Origin of the sequence: Vibrio sp. 10N.261.55.A7, assembly GCF_002877365.1 — a bacterium.
Classification (GTDB): Bacteria; Pseudomonadota; Gammaproteobacteria; order Enterobacterales; family Vibrionaceae; genus Vibrio.
Genome location: NZ_MCWZ01000335.1, coordinates 19,648 through 46,072, shown reverse-complemented (window position 1 = coordinate 46,072; position 26,425 = coordinate 19,648). Strand labels below are relative to the sequence as shown.

Sequence of the window (26,425 nt, the reverse complement as noted above, 5' to 3'; positions counted from 1 at the left end):
GCACAATAATCGACTACAACAGCGAGATAGATTATTGCGCACTAAATTTATGGTATCTGAACATCGTGCCTTCTCGAACTAGAGAAGTTCTAGTGGAACTCACTAACGCTCAATGTCATTAATTCTCTGCCGTTTCCTCGTCATTCTGGGCGTTTTCAACTGAAGTGGAATCATCGCTTGCCTCAGCGTCCGATATTGCTGGCGGTAAAGGTACGATCACCGTGAGATCCTCTACGCCTGACGCATTTTCAGAGACACTTCGCTGCTCAACGTGCCCAATGATGCTTTGATAATATCGACGTATGTTCTCTACGTAGTTTCTTGCCTCGTCACCGCGAGCGAAGCCATAATAAGACTGGCTGTAGTATTTCTTTTGTCTCAGGAGTGGCAGTCGGTCTTTTACGTCTGCCCAGGCATTTTGATTGGCACCTTGACGTTTGGTTAAGCGTCTCGCATCCATGACATGACCGAAACCGACGTTGTACGAGGCAAGTGCAAACCATATTTTTTCATGCTCAGAAATGCTGTCTGGAATGCGGTCTACCATTTTTCTTAAGTATTCGACCCCACCTCGTACTGATTGTTCCGGATCAAGGCGATTGGTCACGCCAACACTTTTAGCAGTCGGTAGCGTAAGCATCATCATTCCACGTACACCCGTAGGAGAGCGAGCAACTGGGTTCCAGTGAGACTCTTGATACGCAAGAGCCGCAATTAAGCGCCAATCAAACTCTTCGGAATACTGCTTAAACAGTGGTGACCATTCAGGAAGTTTGCTGTCTAGAGCGCGTATGAAAGCACGCGTATCCACATAGTCAAAGCTGCCTATGTGACCGATGTACTTCTCTTCTAGCGCCGCCAGTTGTCCTGATTGTTTCAGTGAGCCGAAGAACTCGATTAATAGCGCATACAAACTTTCGTCTTCAGAGCGGTTAATAAACCATGAAATCGGTTGATCTTCCGTGAGTTCGAATGCGGTAGCGATGTCTGGGTAAATACGTTGTGAAAGGGAGATCTCAATAGAGTCAGCCACAGTAAAGGGCAGTGTTCCTTCAGATACTTCTTTTAATAGCTGATTGATGTCGGCATCTATGTCCACGGAATATTGAAATGAATCGTGCTGCGTCTTTAGTTTTTCGAGTGTGTTTTTGAAGTGGGAGTCATCGACAATGCTAACAACAGGCTCACCATCATAACCTTCAATAAGTGACTCTTGTCGTTCAAGTAGCTGGTCAAAGTTTCTCGGTCTCCACTGACCTTTTTTGTAAACTAATTGTTGGCTGACATAGTAATACGCTGGGCCTGCGCGAAATTCATTCAGTCGACTTTCCGACTGACTTAAGCCTGCTGCAATGATATCAATCTCACCATTTTTCAAAGCAGGGTAAAGACTCGACATGCGGTAAGCGGGTTTCATTTCTAGCTTAACGCCTAATTCGTTGGCAAATACTCTAACCAATTCATAATCAAGTCCGGCTGGGCCATCGGGGCCGATGTAATAAGAAAGCTGGTTGTTCAGGGTTCCAACACGTAGAACACCGCGCTCAAGTACTTGATCGAGTTCGCTTTTGGGATCTGACTCGATTTGGCAGCCGAATAGAGCGATCGACGAAAAAATAATAGCTGCGGTCAGTTTTATATTTAAGAGACTTTGATTCAACATTGTTAAGTTCTCATAGACTTAGTATCGCTTTTATATCAAAGCCTAACAGTATCGAAAAGCAGAGTTATAAAAGAATGCGCGGACTGGGTGGTAATTCGCCATTAACGGTGTAATTTCAAATTGACAAAAAAAATGACGCAAACGGTTGCTTTTGGTGTTACATCACAAAACTAATTGCTTTATAATGCGCTCGCAATATAGAGGGGAAATCGGCATAAGTTCGAAGTTCATGTTTAGCTACTGATGCTAACCCACTGAATTTATACCAATATCACCTTAATCAATTGCATAAGAGACCTAAGTACATGAGAATTTTTCGTGGCTCCCCAGCCCTTTCTGAGTTTCGTGTTAACAAGCTTCTAGAGCTTTGCCGTGAATTAAGCTTACCAGTAACTGGTATTTATGCTGAATTTACCCACTTTGCAGATCTGACTGCAGACCTTGACGCGTCTGAAGTTGAGAAGTTAGAAAAGCTGCTGACTTACGGTCCAACGATTGAAGAGCATAAGCCTGAAGGTTTACTGCTGCTTGCAACGCCACGTCCAGGCACTATCTCACCTTGGTCTTCAAAATCCACTGATATCGCACACAACTGTGGTCTTGATAAAGTGGTACGCCTTGAGCGCGGTACGGCTTTCTACATTGAAAGCTCAGAAGCACTGACTGAACTGCAGCTTGTCGAGTTAAAAGCAATCTTGCACGATCGTATGATGGAAGTGGTTTTCACTGACTTCGAATCGGCAGCGGCACTTTTCACTGTTGCTGAACCTGCACCTTACGCGGAAGTTGATCTTCTTACTGGTGGCCGTAAAGCCCTAGAAGAAGCAAACGTAACGCTAGGTCTTGCTCTTGCAGAAGATGAAATTGATTACCTTCTTGAAAGCTTCACTGAAAAGCTAGGTCGTAACCCGACTGACATCGAGCTAATGATGTTTGCGCAAGCGAACTCAGAGCACTGTCGTCACAAGATCTTTAACGCTGATTGGACTATCGATGGCGTTAAGCAAGAAAAATCATTGTTCAAGATGATTAAGAACACCTTTGAAACGACACCAGAGCACGTTCTGTCTGCTTACAAAGATAACGCAGCGGTAATGACAGGTTCTGAAGTCGGTCGTTTCTTCCCAGATCCAGAAACTCGCCAATACAACTACCACCAAGAAAAAACACACATCTTGATGAAAGTTGAAACGCATAACCACCCAACGGCAATCTCTCCATGGCCGGGCGCATCAACAGGTTCAGGCGGCGAAATCCGTGATGAAGGCGCAACCGGTATTGGTGGTAAGCCAAAAGCTGGCCTTGTTGCTTTCTCTGTATCTAACCTTAAGATCCCGAACTTCGTTCAACCTTGGGAAACTGACTTTGGTAAGCCGAGCCGTATCGTTACTGCTTTGGATATCATGCTTGAAGGTCCTCTTGGTGGCGCAGCATTCAACAACGAATTTGGTCGTCCAAACCTACTAGGTTACTTCCGTACTTACGAAGAGAAAGTAAACTCTCACGCAGGTGAAGAAGTTCGTGGTTACCACAAGCCAATCATGCTGGCTGGTGGCCTTGGTAACATCCGTGATGATCATGTTCAGAAGAAAGAGATCCCAGTAGGTGCAAGCCTAATCGTTCTTGGCGGTCCAGCAATGAACATCGGCCTTGGTGGCGGTGCTGCATCTTCAATGGATTCTGGTTCTTCTTCTGAAGATTTGGATTTCGCTTCGGTACAACGTGAAAACCCAGAGATGGAACGTCGTTGTCAGGAAGTTATCGACCGTTGTTGGCAGCTAGGTGATGCGAACCCAATCGCATTCATCCACGATGTGGGCGCGGGCGGTATCTCGAATGCACTTCCAGAGCTAGTAGACGACGGTGAGCGTGGCGGTATTTTCAACCTACGTGATGTACCAAACGATGAGCCGGGCATGAGCCCACTTGAGATCTGGTGTAATGAATCTCAAGAGCGTTACGTAATGGCGGTTGCTGACAAAGACATGGCAACATTCGACGCGATTTGTAAGCGTGAGCGCGCACCATACGCAGTGGTGGGTAAAGCAACAGAAGAACGAGATCTTAAATTAGAAGATTCGCACTTCGACAACACGCCAATCGACATGCCAATGGACATCCTATTAGGTAAAACGCCTAAGATGCACCGTGACGCTAAGACGCTAAAAGCGAACAACCCTGCGATTGACCGCTCTGGTATTGAAATGAACGAAGCGGTTGACCGTGTTCTTCGCCTACCAACAGTGGCTGAGAAAACATTCCTTATCACCATCGGTGACCGCTCGGTAACAGGCCTTGTGGCTCGTGACCAAATGGTTGGCCCATGGCAGGTTCCTGTTGCTAACTGCGCGGTAACTGCGGCAAGCTACGACTCTTACCACGGTGAAGCGATGTCTCTTGGTGAGCGTACACCAGTGGCACTTCTAGACTTCGGCGCATCGGCTCGCCTAGCGGTTGGTGAAGCAATTACTAACATCGCAGCGACTAACATCGGTGATATTAAACATATTAAACTGTCGGCTAACTGGATGTCTCCAGCGGGTCACCCAGGTGAAGATGCAGGTCTTTACGAAGCGGTTAAAGCGGTTGGTGAAGAACTATGTCCTGCACTGGGTTTGACTATCCCTGTGGGTAAAGACTCAATGTCGATGAAGACTAAGTGGGAAGAGAACGGTGAGCAGAAAGAAGTAACGTCTCCTCTATCTCTTGTTATCACTGCGTTTTCACGTGTTGAAGATGTTCGTAAAACGATTACTCCTCAATTACGTACAGACAAAGGTAATACAAGCCTAGTTCTTATCGATTTAGGTAACGGCAAAAACCGCATGGGAGCAACAGCACTTGCACAGGTATACAAGCAGCTTGGTGATAAGCCTGCAGACGTAGACAACGCAGCTCAACTAAAAGGTTTCTACGAAGGCGTTCAAGCACTTGTAGCGAACGACCAAGTTGTCGCTTACCACGATAAAGGCGATGGCGGTCTATTCGTAACGCTAGCAGAAATGGCGTTCGCAGGTCACTGTGGTGTTAATGCAAATATCGAAGCGCTAGGCGAAGACACACTAGCAGCACTCTTCAACGAAGAACTAGGTGCAGTAATCCAAGTACGTAACGACGACCTAGACGCAGTACTTTCAACTCTTGCAGCAAATGGCCTAGAAGCGTGTTCACACGTAATTGGTAGCGTTGTTGGTGAAGGGGGAGCATCTGATGAGCTAGTGATTAAGTCTGGCGAGTCTGTAGTGATTGAACGTAACCGTACTGAACTGCGTACTATCTGGGCTGAGACGACGCATAAGATGCAAGGTCTACGTGATAACCCAGCATGTGCTGACCAAGAGCACGAAGCGAAGAAAGACAACTCAGACCCTGGTCTGAACGTGAAACTAAGCTTTGACGTTAACGAAGATATCGCTGCACCATTCATCAACACAGGTGCTAAACCTAAGATGGCGATTCTACGTGAGCAAGGTGTTAACTCTCACGTTGAGATGGCAGCAGCATTCGACCGCGCAGGTTTCGAAGCTACCGATATTCACATGAGCGACATCCTAACGGGTCAAGCGGTACTAGAAGAGTACAACGGCCTTGTGGCTTGTGGTGGCTTCTCTTACGGTGATGTACTGGGCGCTGGTGAAGGTTGGGCTAAATCGGTTCTGTTCAACGACTCTACACGTGACCAATTTGAAAACTTCTTCAAGCGTGAAGATACCTTCTCTCTAGGTGTGTGTAACGGTTGTCAAATGCTGTCTAACTTGCGTGACTTAATCCCAGGCGCAAATAACTGGCCACGTTTCGTTCGCAACGAATCAGAGCGTTTCGAAGCTCGTTTCAGCCTAGTAGAAGTTCAGAAGTCAGATTCTGTCTTCTTCAACGGTATGGAAGGCTCTCGTATGCCAATCGCTGTTTCTCACGGTGAAGGCCGCGTAGAAGTGCGTGATAACGACCACCTAAACGCGATTGAAAACTCAGGTACGGTTGCTCTGCGTTACGTTGATAACAACGGTAACCAAACGCAGCAATACCCGAACAACCCGAATGGTTCGCCAAACGCTATCACCGGTCTAACAACGACGGATGGCCGAGTGACTATCATGATGCCACACCCAGAGCGTGTATTCCGCACGGTTGCTAACTCTTGGTCTCCAGAAGGTTGGGGCGAGAATGGCGCTTGGATGCGTATGTTCCAAAACGCACGTAAGAATGTGGGCTAGTCGATAGAACAACGTTCTAACATGTATATAGAAATCGCCACTCACTGAGTGGCGATTTTTTTGTCTTAAGAAATGATAAAGCATTCAATGAGATGGGCTCTAAAACCTTTCCATACTTTACTATCGATTGGCTAAAGTGGAGGCCCTTAACTAAGGTAATAAGAAGCTATCAATGAGGGCTTCTTCAACATGTCTGTATCGAATTGGAGCATGCGGGCACTTTCCGTTGTTATGTCGCTGTTTATCGTGATTATGTTTCTGTGTGCGTATTTTACATTTAAGTATCTTTGGTCTTATGACAAAGCCCTAGCGCAGGTAGAAAGTATTCACGAAAGGGAGATACAGCAAGTAGGAACAATGTTGAGCTTGGCGAAGAATGATCTGGAGGGTAAGTTGTCCGATTATGCCTCTTGGGACGCAATGGCCGAATTTGCTCAAGACGGGAATGAAGCCTTCACCGAAGACGACATCAACATCCATACGCTTTCTTCGACAGGATTAGAGGTTGTTTTAATCTTTAATACTGATAAAAAACTCATGTATGGGGCGCGATATGATCATACTGAAGAAAAACAGATCCCTATTGGTGATGAGCTATCAGGGTACTTTGATAGATTGCTAGAGAAAGCGGATTCAACATCTACCGAAGAACATCAAGCCACTTCGGGGTTGCTTGCTTTTGAGCAACGTGCCTATATTTATTCACTTTCTAGGATTTGTAACAGTGAAGCATTCGAGTGTCGCAGCGGCTACATTGTGTTTATCAGTCCACTAGAGCCAGACTACTTACAATTGGTCGAGAAAACGACAGGGCTCGACGTAATGATAAGAACGTTAAAGACGATACCCGTTGTACATCATAAATATGGCGTGTCTGCCGCCAGTTACCTTAATTTCATTGATTCCATTTCTCATCTCAATATCAATATACAAGTGAAGCACAGCGTGGTTCGTCCTAAATTTGTTGAGGCAAACGAGCTCACTGTTGTCATTGGTTTTGCGAGTACCCTTTTTTTAATGAACTTATTGCTTGTTCATAAGCTCACTCAGCCTATTAATCTGGCGCGTAAAGCGTTCATCGAGTTTGCTCAAACAGGTAAAGCCTTGCCAGATGAGCGACAATTCGTTTCCAAGGAAATTAAGCAATTTTCAATGACGGTGAATCATTTAGTGGGAGAGTTAGATGCAAGCCGCAAAGAGCTTAAATGGCAATCGGAACATGACTTTTTAACAGGTCTAGCCAATAAGCGTTTGTTAGAAAAGCTAACCACAAAATGGATCGATGACGCCAAAGTCGCGTATTTAACCTTATTCATGATCGATATCGATTTTTTCAAATCTTATAATGATCACTATGGTCACCTAGCCGGAGATAATGCGCTAGAGCAAGTCGCCAAGCATTTGGACAAATCTATCTATGTTGAGAACAAGGTTCTTGCCCGTTTTGGCGGTGAAGAATTTTGTCTTGTCGTAGCCAGTTCTACCCCTTTTGACAGTGAATCCTTGGCTAAACAGATACACCAAAATATGCGAACGCTGGCGATTGTCCATGAGTATTCAACCGTTGCGGACATATTGTCTGTGAGCGTCGGTGGTGTTTGTTGTGGTCGAGGGTCAAAAGAAAGTTATTCTAGTTTGGTCCATAAAGCGGACATCGAGCTTTATAAAGTAAAAGAGAACGGGCGAAATGATACTAGTGTTATTGAGGGGCAGTAATTAAAGGATTCGTTGCTAGTGTGAGTTTACGAATAATATAGCTTGCTATTTGATCTAATAAAACAGCAGCAAAGAGTGTTTTTTTATGGTCTAATACCGCGCTTACCAAGGGATGGTTTTAAACGCGCTCAATATAGATAGATTTCTTAGCGTTGGGCAATCCCTGATTAATCCCTTAGGAAAATGAAAATGTCGTCAAATAAAAAATTTGCAATCCGTCTTGTTGAGAAACGTACGGGTTGGGCTGCCGAAATTACACGCCAAGTGACTTCTCGTAAAGTTGTTGTATCGAAGCGTGAAATGGGCTTTGAAACAGAAGCTGAAGCGCAAGCTTGGGCTGAAAAAGAGCTGGCTGGTTTTGTTAAGAACCAAGCTGAGCGTAATGAACGTAAAGGTGTTCAACGCCAAGAACGTGAAGAGCGTGAAGCGAAACTGGCCCGTGAAGCTGAGCAAAGAAGAGAAGCTCGCTTAGCCGCTGAAGATGATGCCGAGTAATCGATAGCATCACCCATAAAAAAACCGCCGAATGGGCGGTTTTTTTGTTTTTACTTGTTTGTGATTATCGAAACTGACCGGCTTCAGGAAGAAAATCAAACCCAGCGCTTGATAGCTTAGCTTCTAACGAGGCTTTATCGATGTCGAAAAACACAACGAGCTGATCCAAATCTCCTCCAAAGTCATCACGTAACTTCATGTTGACGATGCTCATCAGCATCACTGGATCCATTTTTTCAAAATTCGCGAGATTCATATCAGTCCTCGAAATCTGAGATCAGCAAATTTGCCGCAGCAAACGCTGCACGCTCGCGCGCTTCTTTAGGAAGAGAAGCATCTGCTGCAAGGTCATTTAATGTCTTTACTGCGCAAGTGATTGCTTTCGGAATGTAGCCCTGATCGCCACTGCCGATTTGAGAATACAGTTCACGCACCAAATCACAACAATCGTATACTTTCATTTTAATACCTAACCAAATGATAACTGGTCTCAATATACACATAGAGAAAAGCAAAAACAAAGCGGATCTGACGAAGATCCGAGTTAGTTTGTTCTTGCTCAATATCTCATTTCTTGTGGTACGACGTATCACTTTTCTGGCTTGTCGTTTAACCAGATACTACCGACTAGCCTGATATTTGTTGTTTGAGCTGATAAGTAACCTCATCGGCAAGGTTGAGCTGCTTAGCGAGTTCTTTAAGGTAGGCCTTTTCCATGAAGTTCTGCTCGTCGGCCACAATCAAAGAGGCTAAGTAGATCTCACTTGCTTGTTGCGGTGACGTCGCTAGCTGAGCGATCTCGCTGGGATCGAGCGGTTTGTGCAGCTCTTCTGACACCAGTTTCGTTATTTGATAGTCTGCCCCCATGCTTTCCACGGCTTGTTCTATTTTCGCCATTTCTTCTTCATCGACATGGCCATCAGCTTTAGACGCGGCAATCATTGACCGTAGAATCAGTACGCTGTGGTTGGCATCATTTTCATCAAACTGAGCCTGCTCTGCATTGGGTGTTTGGCCTTGTTTAGATTGGTAGTCGTTATAGACTTTGTAAGCCAGTGCGCCCAGTGCGGCAGCACCACCAATACCGACCGCTTTTTTGCCGATTTTCTTGGTCTTTTTCGAACCCATCAAAACACCCACTAATCCACCACCAATAGCGCCAGCGCCCAGTGTTTTTAGTTTACTGCTGTCGTTACTTTTAGAGCTTAAGCTGGAAGCGTGTTGAGAAAGCTTTTCTGACCCTTGTTTGACGAGATCAGACTTTAGCGCTTGATTGAGAAGACTGGTTAAATTCATGTACACCTCCTGTTGATTAACATGCAGTCTAAAGGAGTGATAATGAATAGAAGATTAACAACGAATAATCGGAAGGTATGTGTATTTACTCACGCGCTAGAATGCACGAGATAAGAAAAAGGGCTAGCCAATCGACTAACCCTTTGAGGACATATTTTATTCGGTTAAGGCTTATTTAAGCTGAGCTTCGATGTGCTCAATGATGTCTGTCATTGGTACGGCTGATTTCTCACCTGCACGGCGGTTCTTGTATTCGAAGTTGCCTTCATCCATGCTGCGATCACCGATAACGATAGTGTGTGGAATCCCCACAAGCTCGATGTCTTTGAACATTACGCCAGGGCGTTCTTTACGATCATCAAACAGCACTTCAACACCCATTGCTGTTAATTCTGCATATAGATTCTCAGCGGCTTCTTTCACACGCTCTGATTTGTGCATGTTCATAGGCACGATAGCGACTTGGAAAGGCGCAAGTGCGTCTGGCCAAATGATGCCGAACTTGTCGTGGTTTTGCTCGATAGCGGATGCCACAACACGTGACACACCAATACCGTAACAGCCCATCTCTAGAGTGACGCTCTTACCGTCAGGGCCAAGTACGTTACAGTTCATTGCTTCCGAGTACTTTGTACCCAGTTGGAAGATGTGACCGACTTCGATACCACGTTTCAGTTGGAGTGTACCTTGACCACATGGGCTCAGGTCGCCATCTACAACGTTACGTAGGTCTTCAACTTGAGTAAGTTCAACGTCGCGACCCCAGTTAATACCGAAGTAGTGCTTACCGTCTACGTTTGCGCCAGCGCCAAAATCACTCATGACAGCAACAGAGCGGTCAGCAATGAATGGCAACTCTAGGCCTACAGGGCCAAGTGAACCTGGGCCTGCACCGATAAGAGCACGAATTTCTGCTTCACTCGCCATTTCTAGTGGAGACGCAACCTGTGAAAGGTTTTCAGCTTTTACTTCGTTAAGCTCGTGATCGCCGCGAATGATCAATGCGATGATGTCGGCTTCAACGTCGTCAGACGCTTTAACAAATAGAGTCTTAACCGTTTTTTCAATGGCTAGACCGTGTTGCTCAACAAGCTCAGCGATGGTTTTTGCGTTTGGTGTATCCACCAGTTCCATCGCTTGAGTAGGCGCTGCAAGCTCAGTAGTTGGCGCCAGAGCTTCCGCTTTTTCAATGTTTGCTGCGTAGTCCGACTCAGAAGAGAATGCGATGAGGTCTTCGCCGCTTTCTGCAAGTACGTGGAATTCTTGAGAACCGCTGCCACCGATAGCGCCAGAGTCTGCCAATACTGGGCGGTAGTTTAGGCCCATACGATCGAACGCTTTACAGTAAGCGTCGTGCATCGCCTGATAAGATTTCTCTAGGCCTTCTTTATCGATATCAAAGCTGTAGGCATCCATCATCGAAAACTCACGCGCACGCATGACGCCAAAACGAGGGCGGCGCTCATCGCGGAATTTAGTTTGAATTTGGTACAGGTTAAGAGGTAGCTGTTTGTATGAGTTCACTTCATTACGAACAAGGCTGGTTACCACTTCTTCTGCTGTTGGGCTTAATACAAACGGACGCTCATGGCGATCGGTAAAACGAAGCAGTTCTGGGCCCATTGTCTCAGAGCGACCCGTCTCTTCCCAAAGTTCAAAGGGCTGAACAACAGGCATCAAGGTTTCAACAGCGCCAGCGTTGTCGATCTCTTGACGAACAATGTTTTCAACTTTACGCAATACTCGCAAACCAGTAGGTAGCCAAGTATATAGGCCTGAAGCCAGTTTACGGACCATGCCCGCGCGTAGCATTAGCTGATGGCTGATTACTTCAGCGTCGTTTGGAGTCTCCTTCAGGGTAGAAAGAAGATAGTTACTGGTGCGCATTATTTTATCCGTTCATCTTAGTTAATATGCGTCCGCATCGCAGCCATTGTTATGACGGTCGATCGTTGCATAGGAAAAAGTGGTAGCCAGCAATAATAGCAGTCAAATGTGTTTGTCAAAAGTCTTCTATTGTCGTTACCGTCACTAAGTTTCCTGAAACGGTGAATTTGACATTAAAATCAAACAAATTGACGGCGTACTCTTTCGTGTCTGGCTTTTTCTTGTTGTAAGCCGGGCGAGGGTCTTGTGCGAGAACCTGCGTGATGACGATTTTTTTCATGTCAGCATCATCGCGTTGCTTGAGCGATGCTAACGCATGGTCGGTAAAGATGACGTCAATGGTGTCTGGTTCTTCTTCCGCGTAGCTCGCGTTAGCGTTTGGTATTGAATCTGAGTAGGGAATGTAAGGTTTGATATCGACAATCGGAGTGCCGTCAACCAAATCGACACTGCCTAATTCTAGATAGACTTGGTCACCTTCTTGGGTAATCCCCGTCACTTCAACTGCAGACATGCCTATTCCATTAGGGCGAAAGGTGGCTCGCGAAGCAAACACACCCATTCGTTCATTTCCCCCTAATCTTGGTGGTCGAACGGTTGGCTTCCAGCCAGCCTCAAGATTTTTGTCAAATAGAAAAAGTAACCAAACGTGGCTGAACTCGTTAAGCCCTCGAACGGACTCTAAACAGTTGGCTTGGCCGATCAGTTTGATTCTCGACGTTGCACTTGGCACCAATCTCGGCTGCCTAGGGACAGCGAATTTTTCCTTATATGGCGTCTGAATAGTGCCTATGGGTTCGATTGAATACACGCGTGACCTCACAACTTTGTGTTTTGGATGGTTCCATCAATTTTATATAGACCATTTATGGTTCAGTTTTTTTGATGAAAACGCATGGTAACAAAAATGCACCAAGAATAAGTAGTTACAGATAGCTGACACACTGTTAATTATCTTTTTTTAGATAACTTGTTGTGTTTCTTTAGTTATAAGCTCTGATTGCTTGTTATTAACTGGTTAACCCTACTGTCCTTTGAGGTTTTTTGTTACATGTTAGGCTTCTGTTTTTACGATCTGTAAAGTAATCTGCGGCAGCCCTGCGTATTGACAGCGTAAGGTTAAAAACAAAATAAATTAGAAATTACAAGCAAACACAATGGAGGGACCAGATGAGTTCATCTGCTTCGATTAAACAAAACTCGCCAAAAAAGCCGATTTTTACGCGCTTTCTTGATGCTGTAGAATATTTGGGGAACTTGTTACCTCATCCTATTACTCTCTTTGCCATTTTCTGTGTCGCGATACTCGTCACTTCTGGTATTGCCGGTTACTTTGAAGTTTCTGTCATCGACCCACGCCCTGAAGGCGCAAGCGGCCGTGCTGCTGATGGTATGATTCATGTTGTGAGCTTACTGAATGCGGAAGGGCTACAACGCATCGTAACCAGTTTAGTCAGCAACTTTGTGGGTTTTGCACCACTAGGTACTGTACTTGTTGCCATGTTGGGTGTTGCGATTGCTGAGCATTCTGGTCTTTTATCTGCAGCAATGCGTGGCGTGGTCATGGGTGCGTCTAAGCGCATGGTGACGGTTGCTATCGTTTTCGCTGGTATCATTTCGAATACAGCATCTGAGCTGGGCTACGTTGTTCTAATCCCTCTTGCAGCTATGATGTTCCATTCGTTAGGTCGCCACCCTCTTGCTGGTCTTGCTGCAGCGTTTGCTGGTGTGTCTGGTGGTTACTCAGCTAACTTGCTTATTGGTACGGTTGATCCGTTGCTATCTGGCATCACTGAAACTGCAGCGCAGATGATGGATCCTACTTATACTGTGGGTCCTGAAGTGAACTGGTACTTCATGTTTGTTTCAACCTTCTTCATTACCTTTGCTGGCGCATTTGTGACTGAGAAAATTGTTGAGCCGAAACTGGGCAAATACAACGAAGAAGATGCCGCTGAAGACCTTTCTAATGACTCTATGGGTAGTCTGACTGCTGTTGAGAAGAAAGGCCTTAAATTTGCGGGTATCGCTATTTTGGTTGTGAGTGCACTGCTTGCTTGGACGATTGTTCCTGCTGATGGCATTTTACGTCACCCAGTGACGGGCGAAATTGCTGGCTCTCCTTTCCTAAGAAGTATCGTTGCGTTTATCTTCGTGTTCTTTGCAATCCCAGGTTTTGTGTATGGCCGTGTAGTTGGAACGATGAATAACGATCGTGATGTGATCAATGCAATGTCGAAATCAATGTCTTCAATGGGCATGTACATTGTATTGGTGTTCTTTGCCGCTCAGTTCGTTGCTTTCTTTAGCTGGACTAACTTTGGCCAAGTATTTGCGGTTGGTGGTGCAAGTTTCCTACAAAACATCGGTTTGACTGGACCTTCGTTATTCTTCGCCTTCATTCTAATGTGTGGATTCATCAATCTGATGATCGGTTCAGCTTCTGCTCAGTGGGCGGTAACAGCACCTATCTTTGTACCAATGTTGATGCTTGTCGGTTACGCGCCTGAAACGATTCAAGCGGCATACCGTATTGGTGATTCGACAACGAATATCATCACACCGATGATGAGCTATTTCGGTCTTATCCTTGCGGTCGCGACTCGCTACATGAAGAATCTAGGTATTGGTACATTGATCTCGACGATGCTTCCATACTCGGTCGTCTTCATGGTTGGCTGGAGCTTGATGTTCTACATCTGGGTATTCCTTCTAGGCTTACCTGTAGGACCAGGCGCGGCGACGTACTACACGCCATAGCCTTTATTCGATTCTATCGATCAAAAAGAAAAACCTGCGTTGTTCGCAGGTTTTTTTATTCAAGCCGCATTGTTATAAAGCAGCAAAGTTATAGACCAGTAAATCGATACGTGATCCCAACCTCTAATGACCAACCAAAATTTCATGGTGAGCGGATGTAGGAGAGTAATAAGAGCAATGAATCTATTGCTCTTTGGTTAAGAACTCAATTAACGTTTGGCTAAGATTCTATCCAAATGGTTAGCAAATTCTCGTCTATCCGTTTGAGAAAGTGTTGCTGGGCCTCCCGTTTGGACTCCACTGGAACGCAGTGTATCCATAAAGTCACGCATGTTAAGGCGAGCCTTGATGGTTTCTGTTGTGTAAAGCTCGCCACGGGTATTCAGCGCCAATGCGCCTTTTGTGATGACTTCATCTGCGAGGGGGATATCGGAGGTGATGACAAGGTCACCGGAGTTGGTTCTTTTGACGATTTCATTATCGGCAATGTCAAAGCCTGCAGGAACTTGAATTGAATGTATGTTGTTTCGCTTTGGCACGGGAACGACGTGGTTTGCGACAAAAGTACACTGCACACCAGTACGCTCTGCTGCGCGAACAATCGTTTCTCTGATCACTTTTGGACACGCGTCAGCATCGACCCAAATTTGCATCATGATTGCTTCCCGTTTAATTGCGCTTCTAAAGCGCTAACTCGAGTAAGGAGTTCGTTCACCTGTTGCTCTAGAGTGGTGATCTTATCTTGCTCTGATGGCGTTGAAGCCGCTATCTCTACTTTTGGAACGCGGTTCGATGCTTTCCAGCTTTTAATGGCCGTGATAAGTGCAGGCATTGGAACTGCGCTACTGAGGCGAGCTTTTACTAGCGCAACCGTTGGCTCTTTACCCTCTTGCGTTAGGCTCGACATGATTGTCGTTAGTTCATCGGTGACGTTTTGAGTAAGCATCCTAGACTCCTTAAATCATTATTCTCGCATGATACGTTTTATTGGTGAATTTGGCGAATATCAAAAGTGTCGTCGTGTTGTGCGAGATCTCTTACATTGAGCGTGAGATAAATACATAAAATGAATAGTGATTTTACATTCTCATTGGCTAAGGTGTTGAATTTTATGTTTATTATTTTATTGGTTGTTTTTGCTTAGGATTATTTATCTTTGGTAGTGATTGTTTAAATACCGAAATGGCGTAAATTAGAACCTGTCGAAAGGAGTTCGATACGGAATAGGAACAACCAAGGACTTGGTTATCTTCAGGAAGAAGATGAGGCTGGCTAGGATAGCGGCCAGCAGGAAGCGAAGGACATTGTACGGATACATTGGTTACTAGGATGGTAGCTACAAGGAACGGCAATGGACACCTCTAGGAAGAGGTAGGAACAGCATCAGGAAGATGCAATGGACACCGCTCAAGGAACAAGTGATGAGTGCTAACTAGGATTGTTGGCTATCAGGACGAATAGGACACCGCTAGGACGGCGACGTACGGAAATGCTGATGGATTCAGCCACTATTATGGATGATGCATGGAGCATTAAAGAGTAGCCGGACTGCTGCGAGTAAGACTATAACCCCGATACGCAAGTGTCGGGGTTTTTCTTATTTTGTGCAATAGCACTTCCCTTTGACAAAAAACTCAATAACAATATCAAATACTAGCTGAGATCAATGATTGGTTTGGTTAGTTGGTTTAACTTTCGCCATTCTATTTTGGCGCTCACGGAAACCTTTTACGAGTCGTTATCAAGGATGAGATATGACGATAGTCACTAGGCGATTAATGCTACTTCCCTACAGTGAATCACTGCAATCAGAATTTCTGATGCTTAACTGTTGCGTGAAGAACTGTGCCGACATGAATGGCCCTCATACGGTCTCTTCTGCTCGAGTATTATTTGATCGCGTTCTCAATGACTCATCGATGTATTGCATGGCCGTATTAGATAACTACAACCGAGAGTACATAGGGCATCTCTTTATTTCCAATCTAGATTCAGCCCCCGAATTAGGGATCATTCTCGATAAAGCGTATTGGGGTAAAGGCTTGGCGAGCGAAGCCTTAAAAGCGTTTATGCCTAAGGCGTATCGAGAACTGTCGCTCAATAAAGTGATAGCCACCGCCAATACTCACCACGTGGCTTCGATTAAACTGCTAGAAAAGTCAGGCTTTCATCGGGTAGGGCAGAGCCACGATATTCACGGGCCTTATTACGAGTATCAGCTTACAAGCGATGTGGTGGCAGGTGAAAGTTCATTGGCCTAAACCCCATCATCGTCAGCTCACCTTGATAACAATCATCGCCTAAAGATGAAAACTCAAAATGATAAATGGTGTGCCATCGCCAGGAGCCTTTCGGGGTTTTAAGCTTGTGCTGGCCAAGCGCAACCGAGACCAGTTGTAGGTCAAGCTGTTTACATTTCCTCTCAATCGCCGCTTTCGCTAACTCGCTCTGTCGACGCTGTTGCCAAAACAGAAAACAGACGCAACTGAGTGCGACGATGGCCAATAAATTATCTATCACAGCGTATCCTTTTTAGCGTTCAGGCTAGTGCATTAAGTATGTGAGTTAAGACGGTGATTCATGTTATGTAGCGATAAGAAGAAGCAAGAGAGTTAAGCGTAATGGATACTACAAACTCTCTAATTAATCGTTCAACGCGAGATCATGACGAGTACGTTGTCTTCTGAAGTAACAATAGGGCGTTCGCTAACTCTTCAGATGGGCTTGAATGGAGAAGTGGCAATATCACCATTCGAAGCTCTGGAAGCATTACAAGATCAGAGAAAAGCTGATTAAACAGAGGTTGGTTTCCTGTTTGAGCGAGTCTCAAGAGAAATTGCTCGGCAACTTCAGGCTCGGAAAGAAGATGCCATGAGCGCCCTGCGATACCTATTAAGACTTCTTGATGACTGAGACGTGGGCTGTCCAATATTAACTGAATGATTGGCAGGGAAATTGAGTTATCTGCGCCAGCAAGCGCTCGGCATAACGCTGAAAGTAAGAATAAATCGGGTTCTTTCGATTCTATCTCTTTCGCCGTTAACTCTCTAAGCGTGTTCGCAAGCTTGGTTGGTAGATTGGTATGCTCTAAAGCACCAAGAAGCGCGTAAAGAGGTTCATTCGGTAAATGTGAAATCGCCTTGCGAACCATGACGCCATTTTGTGCTTGACCAAGTCGAGCACAAAGATCAGTAATACCCTGAAGCCCAACTGTTTGCCAATTATTCCACCCTAGATCACCGGTAAAGTAGTGCTGTGCATGCTCATAGTATTGACTGGTTGGGAGATCAAGCTCAGCCCTAATTTGGCTGTTAAACACCGCCATTTTGTCTTCACTAGGCTTATAGGTGAAGGGGTTATTCGCCAATTTTTCTTGCTGATCTTCACTCATATCCTGACTGATGCGAGTCCCCATCGCTTCGATAACAAACTTTAGAAAGTTTCCGACATCTGCTTGTTTCAGCAAGCCACGCTCATCAAGTTCAAATTTTAAAAACCAAATCCAAGGCTGATTTTCTTCATTCCAATAAGCGACGGCCAAATGTGCTTTTCGTTGCAGCGGGAAAGGGTAGGGTTGTTGCCCTTTTTCTACACGCAAGAAGGTATTGTTTTCAATCGTTTTAATGCGTCGACCAAGATCAAAAATCTTGTATTGGCAGCCACTATTTTTGAGTAGCTCCGACAGGGTATGAATATGTTCCATGGAGAATTGACCTTGAGTTTCTATGCCTATTACATGGTATCCTAGCGCGTAATTTCAAGGCCTAGTGTTAATTTTCAGAGTGATTCATGACCCAATCTGCACAACTTTTTCTTTTGCTTGATGAACTGCAGCAAGAGCTTCACAAAAAACAGCTTTGGCAGGCTGAAAGACCTAGCCAATCGGCGCTCAATAGCACTCAACCATTTGCCGTGGATACGCTAAATCCTGAACAATGGCTTCAGTGGATTTTCATTCCAAAGATCCGTACGTTGATAGAGCAAAATGCGAATCTACCCACTGGCTTTTCCATCGCCCCATATTTCCAGCAGGCTTGGCAAGGACAACCTGATTATCGGAGCGTCGTAATGATCACACAAAAGATCGATGAGGCCGTGAAATCATGTTAGAAATTCTATTTCAAGATGAGTACTTGGTTGCGGTGAATAAACCCGCTGGAATGTTGGTGCACCGAAGCTGGCTAGACAAGCACGAAACGCAATTTGTCATGCAGACATTGCGTGATCAGATTGGCCAACACGTCTTCCCTCTACACCGTTTAGACAGGCCGACCTCTGGTGTGTTGGTGTTTGCCTTGTCGAGCGAGGTGGCTTCTCAAGTGATGCCAATGTTCGCCAACCATGAAATGGAGAAGACCTATCACGCCATTGTTCGAGGTTGGATAGAAGAAGGTGGCGAGCTGGATTACCCACTAAAAGTTGAGCTGGATAAAATTGCGGATAAGTTCGCGTCACAAGAGAAAGAAGCTCAGGATGCCGTGACGTTATACAAGCCTTTGGCAAAGGTAGAAGTGCCTTATTCCACAGGCCACTTTCCGACCAGCCGTTACTGCTTGATGGAAATGAAGCCTAAGACAGGTAGAAAGCACCAACTACGTCGTCATATGGCTCATCTAAGGCACCCTATTGTTGGTGATACCACTCATGGTGATGGTAAGCACAATCGTCTCTATCGAGAGCATTATGATACTCGCCGTTTGTTACTGCATGCATCAAAACTCTCGTTCAAACACCCATACACGAACGAATTACTGACTCTCACTGCACAATTTGACGACTCGTGGCTATCTTTAATGGAGAGTTTCGGATGGCAGTCTCCCATTCATATTTCAGACACCAAGTAGGTGAATAGCCGATGCTAATAACCACAGAAAGACTCATGTACCTGAACGCTATTGTAGAGCATGGCTCTTTTTCAGCGGCTGCGAGAAAGTTTGGAGTCAGTGCATCTGCGGTCAATCAAGTCATCCAAAACATGGAAATTGATCTTGATATTATCTTGTTTGAGCGTCGAGCAGGTAAAGCCCCAGAGTTAACAGCGGCTGGAAAGGTTATTTATTTTCAAGGGCTTGAGCTTGTTCCTCGTCTTGATGCCATCGAGAAGAAGGCCAAGTCCTTGAAATCGGGGGTGGAGCCGACACTCACCATCGCACTTCATGGACTGACTTTTTTTCCAAGGTTTCAAGAAGCGATCATTCAACTTATGCATCAGTACCCAGAGTTGGAACTTGTGCTAGTAGACAGCGAAGAGATTGGATTGAGTGAGTTAGGAGAGTCGGGCGCGGATATGGTGATTGCTCCTTCTGGGTTGATTCCAAAAAGAGGATGCGAGATAAGTACGGTTGATGAAATTCATTGGTGCTTTGTTTGCGCCCCATCGCACCCATTGGCAAGAATCAAAGCTGGTATTGGTAATGCTGACTTAGCACAGTACGTTCAACTTTTGCCAAGTATTGGGAGGGTTGCGACGGCTGATCTTGTTGAGTCGATGCGACATAGCCCAAAAGTCGTGCAATGTGACCGGTTGTATCAGATCCGAGAACTGCTGCTATCGGGGATGGGATTCGCGTTCTATCCTTCTCAACTTGCGCAACCACTCGTCGAAAGTGGTCAATTAGTTCAGCTCCAAGTCGACTTTTTAAACAGTACCCTCACATGGCCTATCGACATTACATGGACACAAGCGATAGGTGTGGCTGGAATGACTTTGATTGATGGGTTAATCGATTAGCCTGTAAGTTTAACTTAAAGGCGGTAACTCGAGCCATTGAATTTATCTCGTTAATATACAAACAACTTAAAGGGACAGCGAAACGGTTCCTTTTCAAATTGAGATAAATCAGAAGGGTTCATCATGAAAAAGACAGTCTTAACTTTAGCGTTAGCAGCGACAGTTACTGCAGGTATTGCCGCAACAGCACAGGCATGTACGACATCGGTTTACAATAACGGAGAGGCAGCATTATCGGTTCGTACAATGGACTGGTTTGGTCATGATGATGCTAAAGTCGTTGGCGATGGTGCCGGCATTCAAAATACGTACGCAACGGGCAATGACGGTGTAGAAGCGAAATCAAAATACGCATCAATGAAAGTGGTTAGTTTTCTTCCTGGTATCGCTGCAGAAGCGATGAATGAAGAAGGGCTTGAAGCTAGAATCCTATATTTGGGTAAGGATTACACTGAGTTTTCGGAACCAACGAAGGGCCGACCAGATGTTGATGCGCTCAATGTCCCATCTTGGGCAGTGGATAACTTTAAATCGGTTGATGAAGTCGTCGCTGCGTTAGAAGGCGTTGATGTTGTGAATAATGGTGTTTGTGGTTTACCGCCACATAATGACATGGAACACTGCTCTGAAGTCGCTCCTGTTCACTATCAATTTGCCGACAAAGCGGGCAACACTGCAGTTGTAGAGTTCATTGCTGGTGAAATGAAAGTGTATACAGAAGAGGGTTCCGCTTATATGTCGAATGACCCTGAGTTCAGCTTTCATTTGACTCTAGATAAAGAATCTGCGGTTGGTGATTCTAGTATTCGCCCATATGACAGACGTTTACGTGCTAAGGCTGTGCTCGCTGATATGTACAGCCGCAACGTGACAGACACAGAGGCGGCTAAAGTAGCAATCAAAGCAGCAGGCGCTACTTCATTTGCTGGTTATGACCAACTGGATAAAAATGTGGGTGATGTATTCCCTACATTGTGGACGGTATACACGGATCGCAACAATGGTGAATGGGTGCTAGACCGCCACGATACATGGAACGGCGAGAAATATAACTTTGATATGTTTGAAACCAATAAAGCTGAACGTCAAGTTATGGGTATTCACCCACAGGCAATGTACCAATAGTAGAGCGTAAGCCACTTTTGACTAAAAAAACCTCGTACTAACGAGGGTTTTTTATTTGCCTATTTTCTTGCTAAAGCCAGAGGTAAGGGTAGGGTGTACGAAAAGAGATTACCGGACATCCACTTTACTTATTCGTCTTATCTCTAATTGTACGGCCCTAGTTTGAGTAAGCTCCGTTGTGTTTATGTGAGGTATGCATTGATTGACGCTTCAATTCCTTTCGCATCTAACCCTAGTTCTGTGTACAGCTCTTCTTGCGAACCTTGTGCAATAAAGCGATCTGGCAAACCAAGGTTAAGTACCGGTTTGAGCAGCTTCTCTCTCATCATAAACTCGATCACGGCGCCACCTGCACCACCGGCAATCGCATTCTCTTCTAGAGTCACAATAACGTCGTGACTATCGACAAGATCACGAACCAACGATTCATCGAGCGGTTTTACAAATCGCATGTCTGCAACGGTTGCATCCATGTTTTCTGCCGCTTCTAAGGCATCAGGCAGGAAAGTACCAAAGTTCAGAATCGCGACTTTACTTCCCTCTGTCTTACTCGAGTTTCGCATCAAACGACCTTTACCTATTTCTAGAGAGGTAAACGTTGAATCGATTGTTGAGCTACAACCACTGCCTCTTGGGTAACGAACCGCGGAAGGACCGGTGTGTTGGTGGCCGGTATACAGCATTTGACGGCACTCATTTTCATCGCTTGGCGTCATGATGCTCAGATTCGGAATACATCGCATAAAGCTTATGTCGAATGCGCCTTGGTGAGTTTGGCCGTCTGCTCCTACTAATCCTGCGCGGTCGATAGCAAACATGACTGGAAGATCCATAATCGCTACGTCATGAATCAGTTGATCGTAGCCACGCTGCAAGAAGGTTGAGTAAATAGCCACGATAGGTTTGTCACCTGCGATAGCCATGCCTGTTGCTAAAGTGACCGCATGTTGCTCTGCAATAGCGACATCAAAGAACTGCTCTGGGTACTCTTTCGCAAAACGAACCATTCCAGAGCCTTCTCTCATGGCTGGTGTGATAGCCATTAATTTAGGGTCTTGCGCAGCCATATCACATAAGAAGTCGCCAAAAATTTTGGAAAAGGTCGGTTTTGAGCTACCGCTCTTTGGAAGGCTAGAATGACTCGGGTCAAACTTCGGTACACCGTGATAACCAATCGGATCTTTTTCGGCAGGCTCATAGCCTTTGCCTTTCTTGGTCATGATGTGCAGGAATTGCGGGCCTTTTAACTCGCGCATATTCTTGAGTGTTTTGATGAGTTCATTGACATCATGGCCATCGACTGGGCCAATGTAGTTAAACCCTAACTCTTCGAATAGTGTGCCTGGAACCACCATCCCTTTTAGGTGCTCTTCTGTGCGACGCACCAGTTCTTTGATGGGTGGAACGCCAGAAAGTACTTTCTTACCGCCTTCGCGGATAGAGGTGTATAGATTACCCGATAACACCTGCGCTAGGTGATTATTCAGTGCGCCAACGTTCTCAGAGATAGACATCTCGTTGTCATTCAGAACAACCAGCATGTCAGAATGTACATCGCCTGCGTGGTTCATCGCTTCGAAAGCCATGCCTGCGGTGATCGCACCATCACCAATGACACTGACAACTTTACGGCCTTTCTTCTCTTTTTCGGCACTGATTGCGAGACCGAGTGCTGCACTGATGGAAGTCGAAGAGTGACCGACAGATAACGTGTCGTACTCGCTCTCTTCACGCCAAGGAAATGGATGCAATCCATCTTTTTGGCGAATGGTGGACATTTGGTCGCGTCTACCCGTCAGAATTTTATGTGGATAGGCTTGATGGCCCACGTCCCAGATTAATTTATCAAAGGGTGTTTTATAGACATAGTGTAAGGCGACCGTTAACTCGACAGTACCAAGGCCTGAAGCTAAGTGGCCACTAGATTGGCTCACTGAGTTCAATAGGTATGTACGAAGCTCGTCACACAGCTTAGGCAGCGTTTCTCTAGGGAGACTTCGTAGCTCATCTGGTGTGTTGGCCAGTGATAATGTTGGATATTTTGAAATATCAAGAGTCATAGTATTGCGCTTATTATGTTTAGTTCTTGCGTTCGATGACGTATCGGGCGAACTCTTCAAGTGATCGTGTATTGTAAGGGATCGATTCTAAAGCTTGAAGTGCTTCGTTCAATAGAGTGTGTGCTTTCGTGATTGCACCGTCTAAACCAAGTAAAGAAGGGTAAGTACTTTTATTCAATTCTTGGTCTGAGCCTTGAGGCTTTCCAAGTGTTTCGGTGTCGCCGACAACATCTAAGATGTCATCTTGCACTTGAAATGCAAGGCCAATGGCATCGGCAAACTTATCTAACTGCGGTAGAACTTGAATTCCCTTTTCTCCAGCAGCCAGTGCACCAAGTCGAACCGCACATTTGATTAACGCACCGGTTTTATTTCGGTGGATTTCTTCAAGCTCTTCAAGTGTGACTTGACGGTTTTCCGCTTCCAAATCTAATGTTTGCCCAACACACATACCTTGCGCACCCGATGCTTGAGCCAGGAATTGCACCATTTTAATCCGGTAGGCTTCTGCATTTTGAGAGAGTTCACCTTCAGATAAGATAGTAAAAGCAAGGGTTTGAAGGGCATCACCCGTTAAGATAGCAGTGGCTTCGTCAAATTTAATATGACAAGTCATGTGGCCACGGCGAAGTTCATCATCATCCATTGCTGGGAGATCATCATGGATGAGCGAGTAAGCATGGATACATTCAACGGCAGCGGCAGGGGTGTCGAGATGAGCTTCATCACAACCTAACATCTTTCCTGTCGCATAGACGAGAAACGGCCTTGCACGTTTACCACCTAACAATAGGCCGTAACGCATGGCGTCAACTAGGGTTTTATTTTGATACGGCAAGCGATCTAACCACGAGTTGAGCACGTGGTTATTTTGTTGTTGATAAGCGGTCAACGCTTCAATCATAGCGGGTCTTCTATATTATTCCGATGGAGATTCAAATGAGCTTAGAGGAGCGTCATCATCATTCTGCAGTAAAATACTGACACGCTGTTCAGCATCACTCAGTTTTGTTTGACCTGCTCGAGCCAATGAGATGCCACGTTCGAATTTCTTCAATGCGTCATCAAGGGCTAAATCTCCATTTTCTAACTGATCAACTAAGGAATCGAGTTCGTCTATGGTTGCCTCAAACGACATGTTTTCTGGTTTTTTGCTCGCCATAATCTATCTAGTTTAGCTGCCTAGTTGAGAAAGATGGACGAAAGTTACCTTAGGGCGTGGTGATGGTCAAATTTAACCAAAAGAAATTGTTAGAAAAGTGGAGCTAAAACGGTCTCTTTTCTATACCTAAATGGTAGTCCCAAGCTTGCCTGAATGATTTATGTGATGGCTTATCCATAAAACCGTTGGCCATTGTGATAAAAAAACTAGCAATAATGTCACTATATATTGATCTGTGTGGTGAAATAGTTTGAAGGCATTCCAATAATTTAGTTAAAGATCTTATGATCGGGCCGATAACTATTTAACTGACAAAAAAATACCAACTATTAAGAATATTGAAGAACGTCAATTTGAGCAGTCGCATTGTGCATTTTTGATTGGTATCGATCACATATTCGCTGATAGTTAGCATGAGGAGTGCTTTGTGGATTTAGCAACGCTATTAGGACTGATTGGTGGTTTTGCCTTTGTCATCATGGCGATGATTCTTGGCGGAAGCATCATGATGTTCATTGATGTCACCTCGATATTGATCGTTGTAGGTGGCTCTACCTTCGTTGTATTGATGAAATTTACCATGGGGCAATTCTTTGGCGCTGCAAAGATTGCTGGTAAAGCCTTCATGTTTAAAGTGGATGAGCCAGAAGACTTAATCGCGAAAGTCGTTGAGATGGCGGATGCCGCGCGTAAAGGTGGTTTCCTTGCATTAGAAGAGATGGAAATAACCAATGGCTTTATGCAGAAAGGCATTGATTTATTGGTCGATGGCCACGATGCGGATGTGGTTCGTGCGGCATTACAAAAAGACATCGTATTAACCGATGAACGTCACGACTTTGGTGCCAGTGTGTTTCGAGCCTTTGGTGATGTTGCACCTGCGATGGGTATGATCGGTACGCTAGTCGGCCTGGTTGCGATGCTGTCCAACATGGATGACCCAAAATCCATTGGGCCCGCAATGGCGGTTGCCTTGTTGACCACGCTTTACGGTGCGATTCTCTCGAACATGGTGTTCTTCCCTATCGCTGACAAACTGTCATTAAGACGTGAACAAGAAAAACTGAACCGCCGTTTGATCATGGATGGTGTTCTCGCTATTCAAGATGGACAGAACCCTCGTGTTATCGACAGTTATCTGAAGAACTACCTCAATGAAGGTAAACGTTCTCTAGACGTAGATAACGAGTAAGGAGCGCGGTATGGATGAAGAAGAACCAAAATGCCCCCCTCCCGGACTGCCACTGTGGATGGGGACGTTTGCTGACTTGATGTCGCTTCTGATGTGCTTTTTCGTACTGCTACTCTCGTTTTCAGAGATGGATGTACTGAAGTTCAAGCAGATTGCAGGTTCGATGAAATTTGCTTTCGGTGTACAAAACCGTTTGGAAGTTAAAGACATTCCGAAAGGGACAAGTATCATTGCGCAAGAGTTTAGACCCGGGCGACCAGAACCAACGCCAATTGACGTCATCATGCAGCAAACGATTGATATTACCCAGCAGACGCTCGATTTTCATGAAGGGGAATCAGACAGAGCGGGTGGCAATCAGCGTGACAAAGGAAAACAGACGGGCGGTAAATCGCCTGAAACGTCAACCAAAGATAACCAAAATACCGACCCGCAAGAGCAACAACAACAGCAGCAACAAGCTCAAGCCCAATCTCAAGAGCTTGAGGTGCTAGAGGAAGCGATTAAGAAAGCATTAGAGCGAGAAATTGCAGAGGGTGCGATTGAGGTTGAGAATTTAGGCCAACAGATCGTGATTCGAATCCGTGAGAAAGGGGCGTTCCCGGAAGGGTCGGCGTTCTTGCAGCCTAAATTTAGGCCTTTGGTACGGCAAATTGCTGACCTTGTAAAAGATGTTCCTGGGATTGTTCGTATATCAGGGCACACTGATGATCAGCGTCTTGATTCTGAGCTTTATCGTTCCAACTGGGATCTCTCGTCTCAACGAGCAGTATCTGTGGCTCAAGAGATGGAGAAAGTGAGAGGGTTCTCGCATCAGCGTCTAAGGGTTCGAGGCATGGCAGATACAGCGCCTTTGGGCCCGAATGATACGGCAGCTCAGCGATCTCGAAACCGCCGTGTAGAGATAAGCATCATGCAGGGTGAGCCTCTTTATAGTGATGAGGTTCCTTCGGTTATTCCGGAGCAATAGCGATGACTGAAAGCCAGTGATGAGTCAATCTCAAGCTCAGTGAAACGGAATCAAAAGGTGAGTGTTATGCTCACCTTTTTTCTATCTGCGTCCTCGTGTATAATCTTGCGCCCTTATAGAGCGGTTATTATCCAGCGACCATTGGAAACGATGG

24 protein-coding genes are annotated in these 26,425 nt (G+C 45.4%); 11 read left to right on the top strand and 13 right to left on the bottom strand.

Annotation, left to right across the window (positions count from 1 at the left end; all coding sequences use genetic code 11):
* Positions 1–118 precede the first annotated feature (118 nt).
* Positions 119–1,663, bottom strand: a complete 1,545-nt coding sequence (mltF, locus tag BCU12_RS22590; protein WP_102406966.1) for a membrane-bound lytic murein transglycosylase MltF — start codon at positions 1,661–1,663, stop codon at positions 119–121.
* A 305-nt stretch (positions 1,664–1,968) separates the two neighbouring features.
* Here mltF and purL point away from each other — a divergent pair, with 305 nt between their 5' ends.
* From purL to BCU12_RS22575, 3 genes are all read left to right on the top strand, one after another.
* A complete protein-coding gene (gene purL, locus BCU12_RS22585) occupies positions 1,969–5,877 on the top strand; it encodes a phosphoribosylformylglycinamidine synthase (RefSeq protein WP_102406964.1) in 3,909 nt (1,302 codons plus the stop codon).
* Positions 5,878–6,066: 189 nt separating this feature from the next.
* Positions 6,067–7,593, top strand: a complete 1,527-nt coding sequence (locus BCU12_RS22580; protein ID WP_102406962.1) for a diguanylate cyclase — start codon at positions 6,067–6,069, stop codon at positions 7,591–7,593.
* Positions 7,594–7,782: 189 nt separating this feature from the next.
* Positions 7,783–8,088 (top strand): DUF3622 domain-containing protein, encoded by a 306-nt coding sequence (locus BCU12_RS22575; protein WP_102406960.1) that lies wholly within the window; start codon positions 7,783–7,785, stop codon positions 8,086–8,088.
* Positions 8,089–8,152: 64 nt separating this feature from the next.
* On the opposite strand, the gene BCU12_RS22570 is transcribed toward BCU12_RS22575, so the two are convergent.
* The 5 genes from BCU12_RS22570 to tsaA form a co-directional block, all read right to left on the bottom strand.
* Positions 8,153–8,344: a DUF4250 domain-containing protein gene (locus BCU12_RS22570; RefSeq protein WP_102406958.1), complete on the bottom strand. Its 192-nt coding sequence runs from the start codon at positions 8,342–8,344 to the stop codon at positions 8,153–8,155.
* 1 nt (position 8,345) lies between these two features.
* On the bottom strand, positions 8,346–8,549 hold the full coding sequence (locus tag BCU12_RS22565) for a YaeP family protein (protein WP_102406956.1): 204 nt from the start codon (positions 8,547–8,549) through the stop codon (positions 8,346–8,348).
* 166 nt (positions 8,550–8,715) lie between these two features.
* Positions 8,716–9,384, bottom strand: a complete 669-nt coding sequence (locus BCU12_RS22560; RefSeq protein WP_102406954.1) for a tellurite resistance TerB family protein — start codon at positions 9,382–9,384, stop codon at positions 8,716–8,718.
* A 171-nt stretch (positions 9,385–9,555) separates the two neighbouring features.
* Positions 9,556–11,271, bottom strand: coding sequence for a proline--tRNA ligase (locus BCU12_RS22555; protein ID WP_102406952.1), 1,716 nt, complete (start codon positions 11,269–11,271; stop codon positions 9,556–9,558).
* Positions 11,272–11,386: 115 nt separating this feature from the next.
* On the bottom strand, positions 11,387–12,082 hold the full coding sequence (tsaA, locus tag BCU12_RS22550) for a tRNA (N6-threonylcarbamoyladenosine(37)-N6)-methyltransferase TrmO (RefSeq protein WP_102406951.1): 696 nt from the start codon (positions 12,080–12,082) through the stop codon (positions 11,387–11,389).
* Positions 12,083–12,441: 359 nt separating this feature from the next.
* Here tsaA and BCU12_RS22545 point away from each other — a divergent pair, with 359 nt between their 5' ends.
* Positions 12,442–14,031: an AbgT family transporter gene (locus BCU12_RS22545; protein WP_102406949.1), complete on the top strand. Its 1,590-nt coding sequence runs from the start codon at positions 12,442–12,444 to the stop codon at positions 14,029–14,031.
* Positions 14,032–14,240: 209 nt separating this feature from the next.
* On the opposite strand, the gene BCU12_RS22540 is transcribed toward BCU12_RS22545, so the two are convergent.
* The gene (locus BCU12_RS22540) at positions 14,241–14,684 is read right to left on the bottom strand and encodes a YaiI/YqxD family protein (protein WP_102406988.1); all 444 of its coding nucleotides are present in this window, start codon (positions 14,682–14,684) and stop codon (positions 14,241–14,243) included.
* A complete protein-coding gene (locus BCU12_RS22535; protein ID WP_102406947.1) occupies positions 14,684–14,977 on the bottom strand; it encodes a hypothetical protein in 294 nt (97 codons plus the stop codon). Before BCU12_RS22535 ends, BCU12_RS22540 begins: the two co-directional genes overlap by 1 nt.
* An 808-nt stretch (positions 14,978–15,785) precedes the next feature.
* Here BCU12_RS22535 and BCU12_RS22530 point away from each other — a divergent pair.
* On the top strand, positions 15,786–16,292 hold the full coding sequence (locus BCU12_RS22530; RefSeq protein ID WP_102406945.1) for a GNAT family protein: 507 nt from the start codon (positions 15,786–15,788) through the stop codon (positions 16,290–16,292).
* Here BCU12_RS22530 and BCU12_RS22525 read toward each other — a convergent pair.
* Both BCU12_RS22525 and BCU12_RS22520 read right to left on the bottom strand, forming a co-directional pair.
* The gene (locus BCU12_RS22525) at positions 16,252–16,551 is read right to left on the bottom strand and encodes a DUF3301 domain-containing protein (protein ID WP_102406943.1); all 300 of its coding nucleotides are present in this window, start codon (positions 16,549–16,551) and stop codon (positions 16,252–16,254) included. The genes BCU12_RS22530 and BCU12_RS22525 overlap by 41 nt on opposite strands.
* A gap of 142 nt (positions 16,552–16,693) precedes the next feature.
* Positions 16,694–17,734, bottom strand: coding sequence for a DUF3549 family protein (locus tag BCU12_RS22520; protein ID WP_102406941.1), 1,041 nt, complete (start codon positions 17,732–17,734; stop codon positions 16,694–16,696).
* 86 nt (positions 17,735–17,820) lie between these two features.
* Between BCU12_RS22520 and BCU12_RS22515 the strand changes: the two genes are divergently transcribed.
* The 4 genes from BCU12_RS22515 (at position 17,821) to BCU12_RS22500 (ending at position 20,887) form a co-directional block, all read left to right on the top strand.
* The gene (locus BCU12_RS22515) at positions 17,821–18,141 is read left to right on the top strand and encodes a YqcC family protein (RefSeq protein WP_102406939.1); all 321 of its coding nucleotides are present in this window, start codon (positions 17,821–17,823) and stop codon (positions 18,139–18,141) included.
* A complete protein-coding gene (gene truC / locus BCU12_RS22510; RefSeq protein WP_102406937.1) occupies positions 18,135–18,875 on the top strand; it encodes a tRNA pseudouridine(65) synthase TruC in 741 nt (246 codons plus the stop codon). Before BCU12_RS22515 ends, truC begins: the two co-directional genes overlap by 7 nt.
* Before the next feature lie 11 nt (positions 18,876–18,886).
* Positions 18,887–19,762 carry a LysR family transcriptional regulator gene (locus tag BCU12_RS22505; RefSeq protein WP_102406935.1) on the top strand — a complete coding sequence of 292 codons (876 nt, stop codon included), beginning with the start codon at positions 18,887–18,889 and terminating at the stop codon, positions 19,760–19,762.
* A gap of 123 nt (positions 19,763–19,885) precedes the next feature.
* Positions 19,886–20,887, top strand: a complete 1,002-nt coding sequence (locus tag BCU12_RS22500; protein ID WP_102406934.1) for a linear amide C-N hydrolase — start codon at positions 19,886–19,888, stop codon at positions 20,885–20,887.
* 182 nt (positions 20,888–21,069) lie between these two features.
* On the opposite strand, the gene dxs is transcribed toward BCU12_RS22500, so the two are convergent.
* Genes dxs through xseB form a run of 3 tightly spaced genes read right to left on the bottom strand, consistent with a single transcriptional unit; the run spans position 21,070 to position 24,109 of the window.
* Entirely contained in the window at positions 21,070–22,947 is a 1,878-nt protein-coding gene (gene dxs / locus BCU12_RS22495; RefSeq protein ID WP_102406932.1) for a 1-deoxy-D-xylulose-5-phosphate synthase, read from the bottom strand.
* 19 nt (positions 22,948–22,966) lie between these two features.
* On the bottom strand, positions 22,967–23,851 hold the full coding sequence (ispA, locus tag BCU12_RS22490; RefSeq protein ID WP_102406930.1) for a (2E,6E)-farnesyl diphosphate synthase: 885 nt from the start codon (positions 23,849–23,851) through the stop codon (positions 22,967–22,969).
* A gap of 15 nt (positions 23,852–23,866) precedes the next feature.
* Entirely contained in the window at positions 23,867–24,109 is a 243-nt protein-coding gene (xseB, locus tag BCU12_RS22485; protein WP_102406928.1) for an exodeoxyribonuclease VII small subunit, read from the bottom strand.
* Between the two features lie 427 nt (positions 24,110–24,536).
* Between xseB and pomA the strand changes: the two genes are divergently transcribed.
* On the top strand, positions 24,537–25,301 hold the full coding sequence (gene pomA, locus BCU12_RS22480) for a flagellar motor protein PomA (RefSeq protein WP_102406926.1): 765 nt from the start codon (positions 24,537–24,539) through the stop codon (positions 25,299–25,301).
* A 10-nt stretch (positions 25,302–25,311) separates the two neighbouring features.
* Complete coding sequence (locus BCU12_RS22475) at positions 25,312–26,271, top strand: flagellar motor protein MotB (protein WP_102406924.1); 960 nt, start codon at positions 25,312–25,314, stop codon at positions 26,269–26,271.
* Positions 26,272–26,425 lie beyond the last annotated feature (154 nt).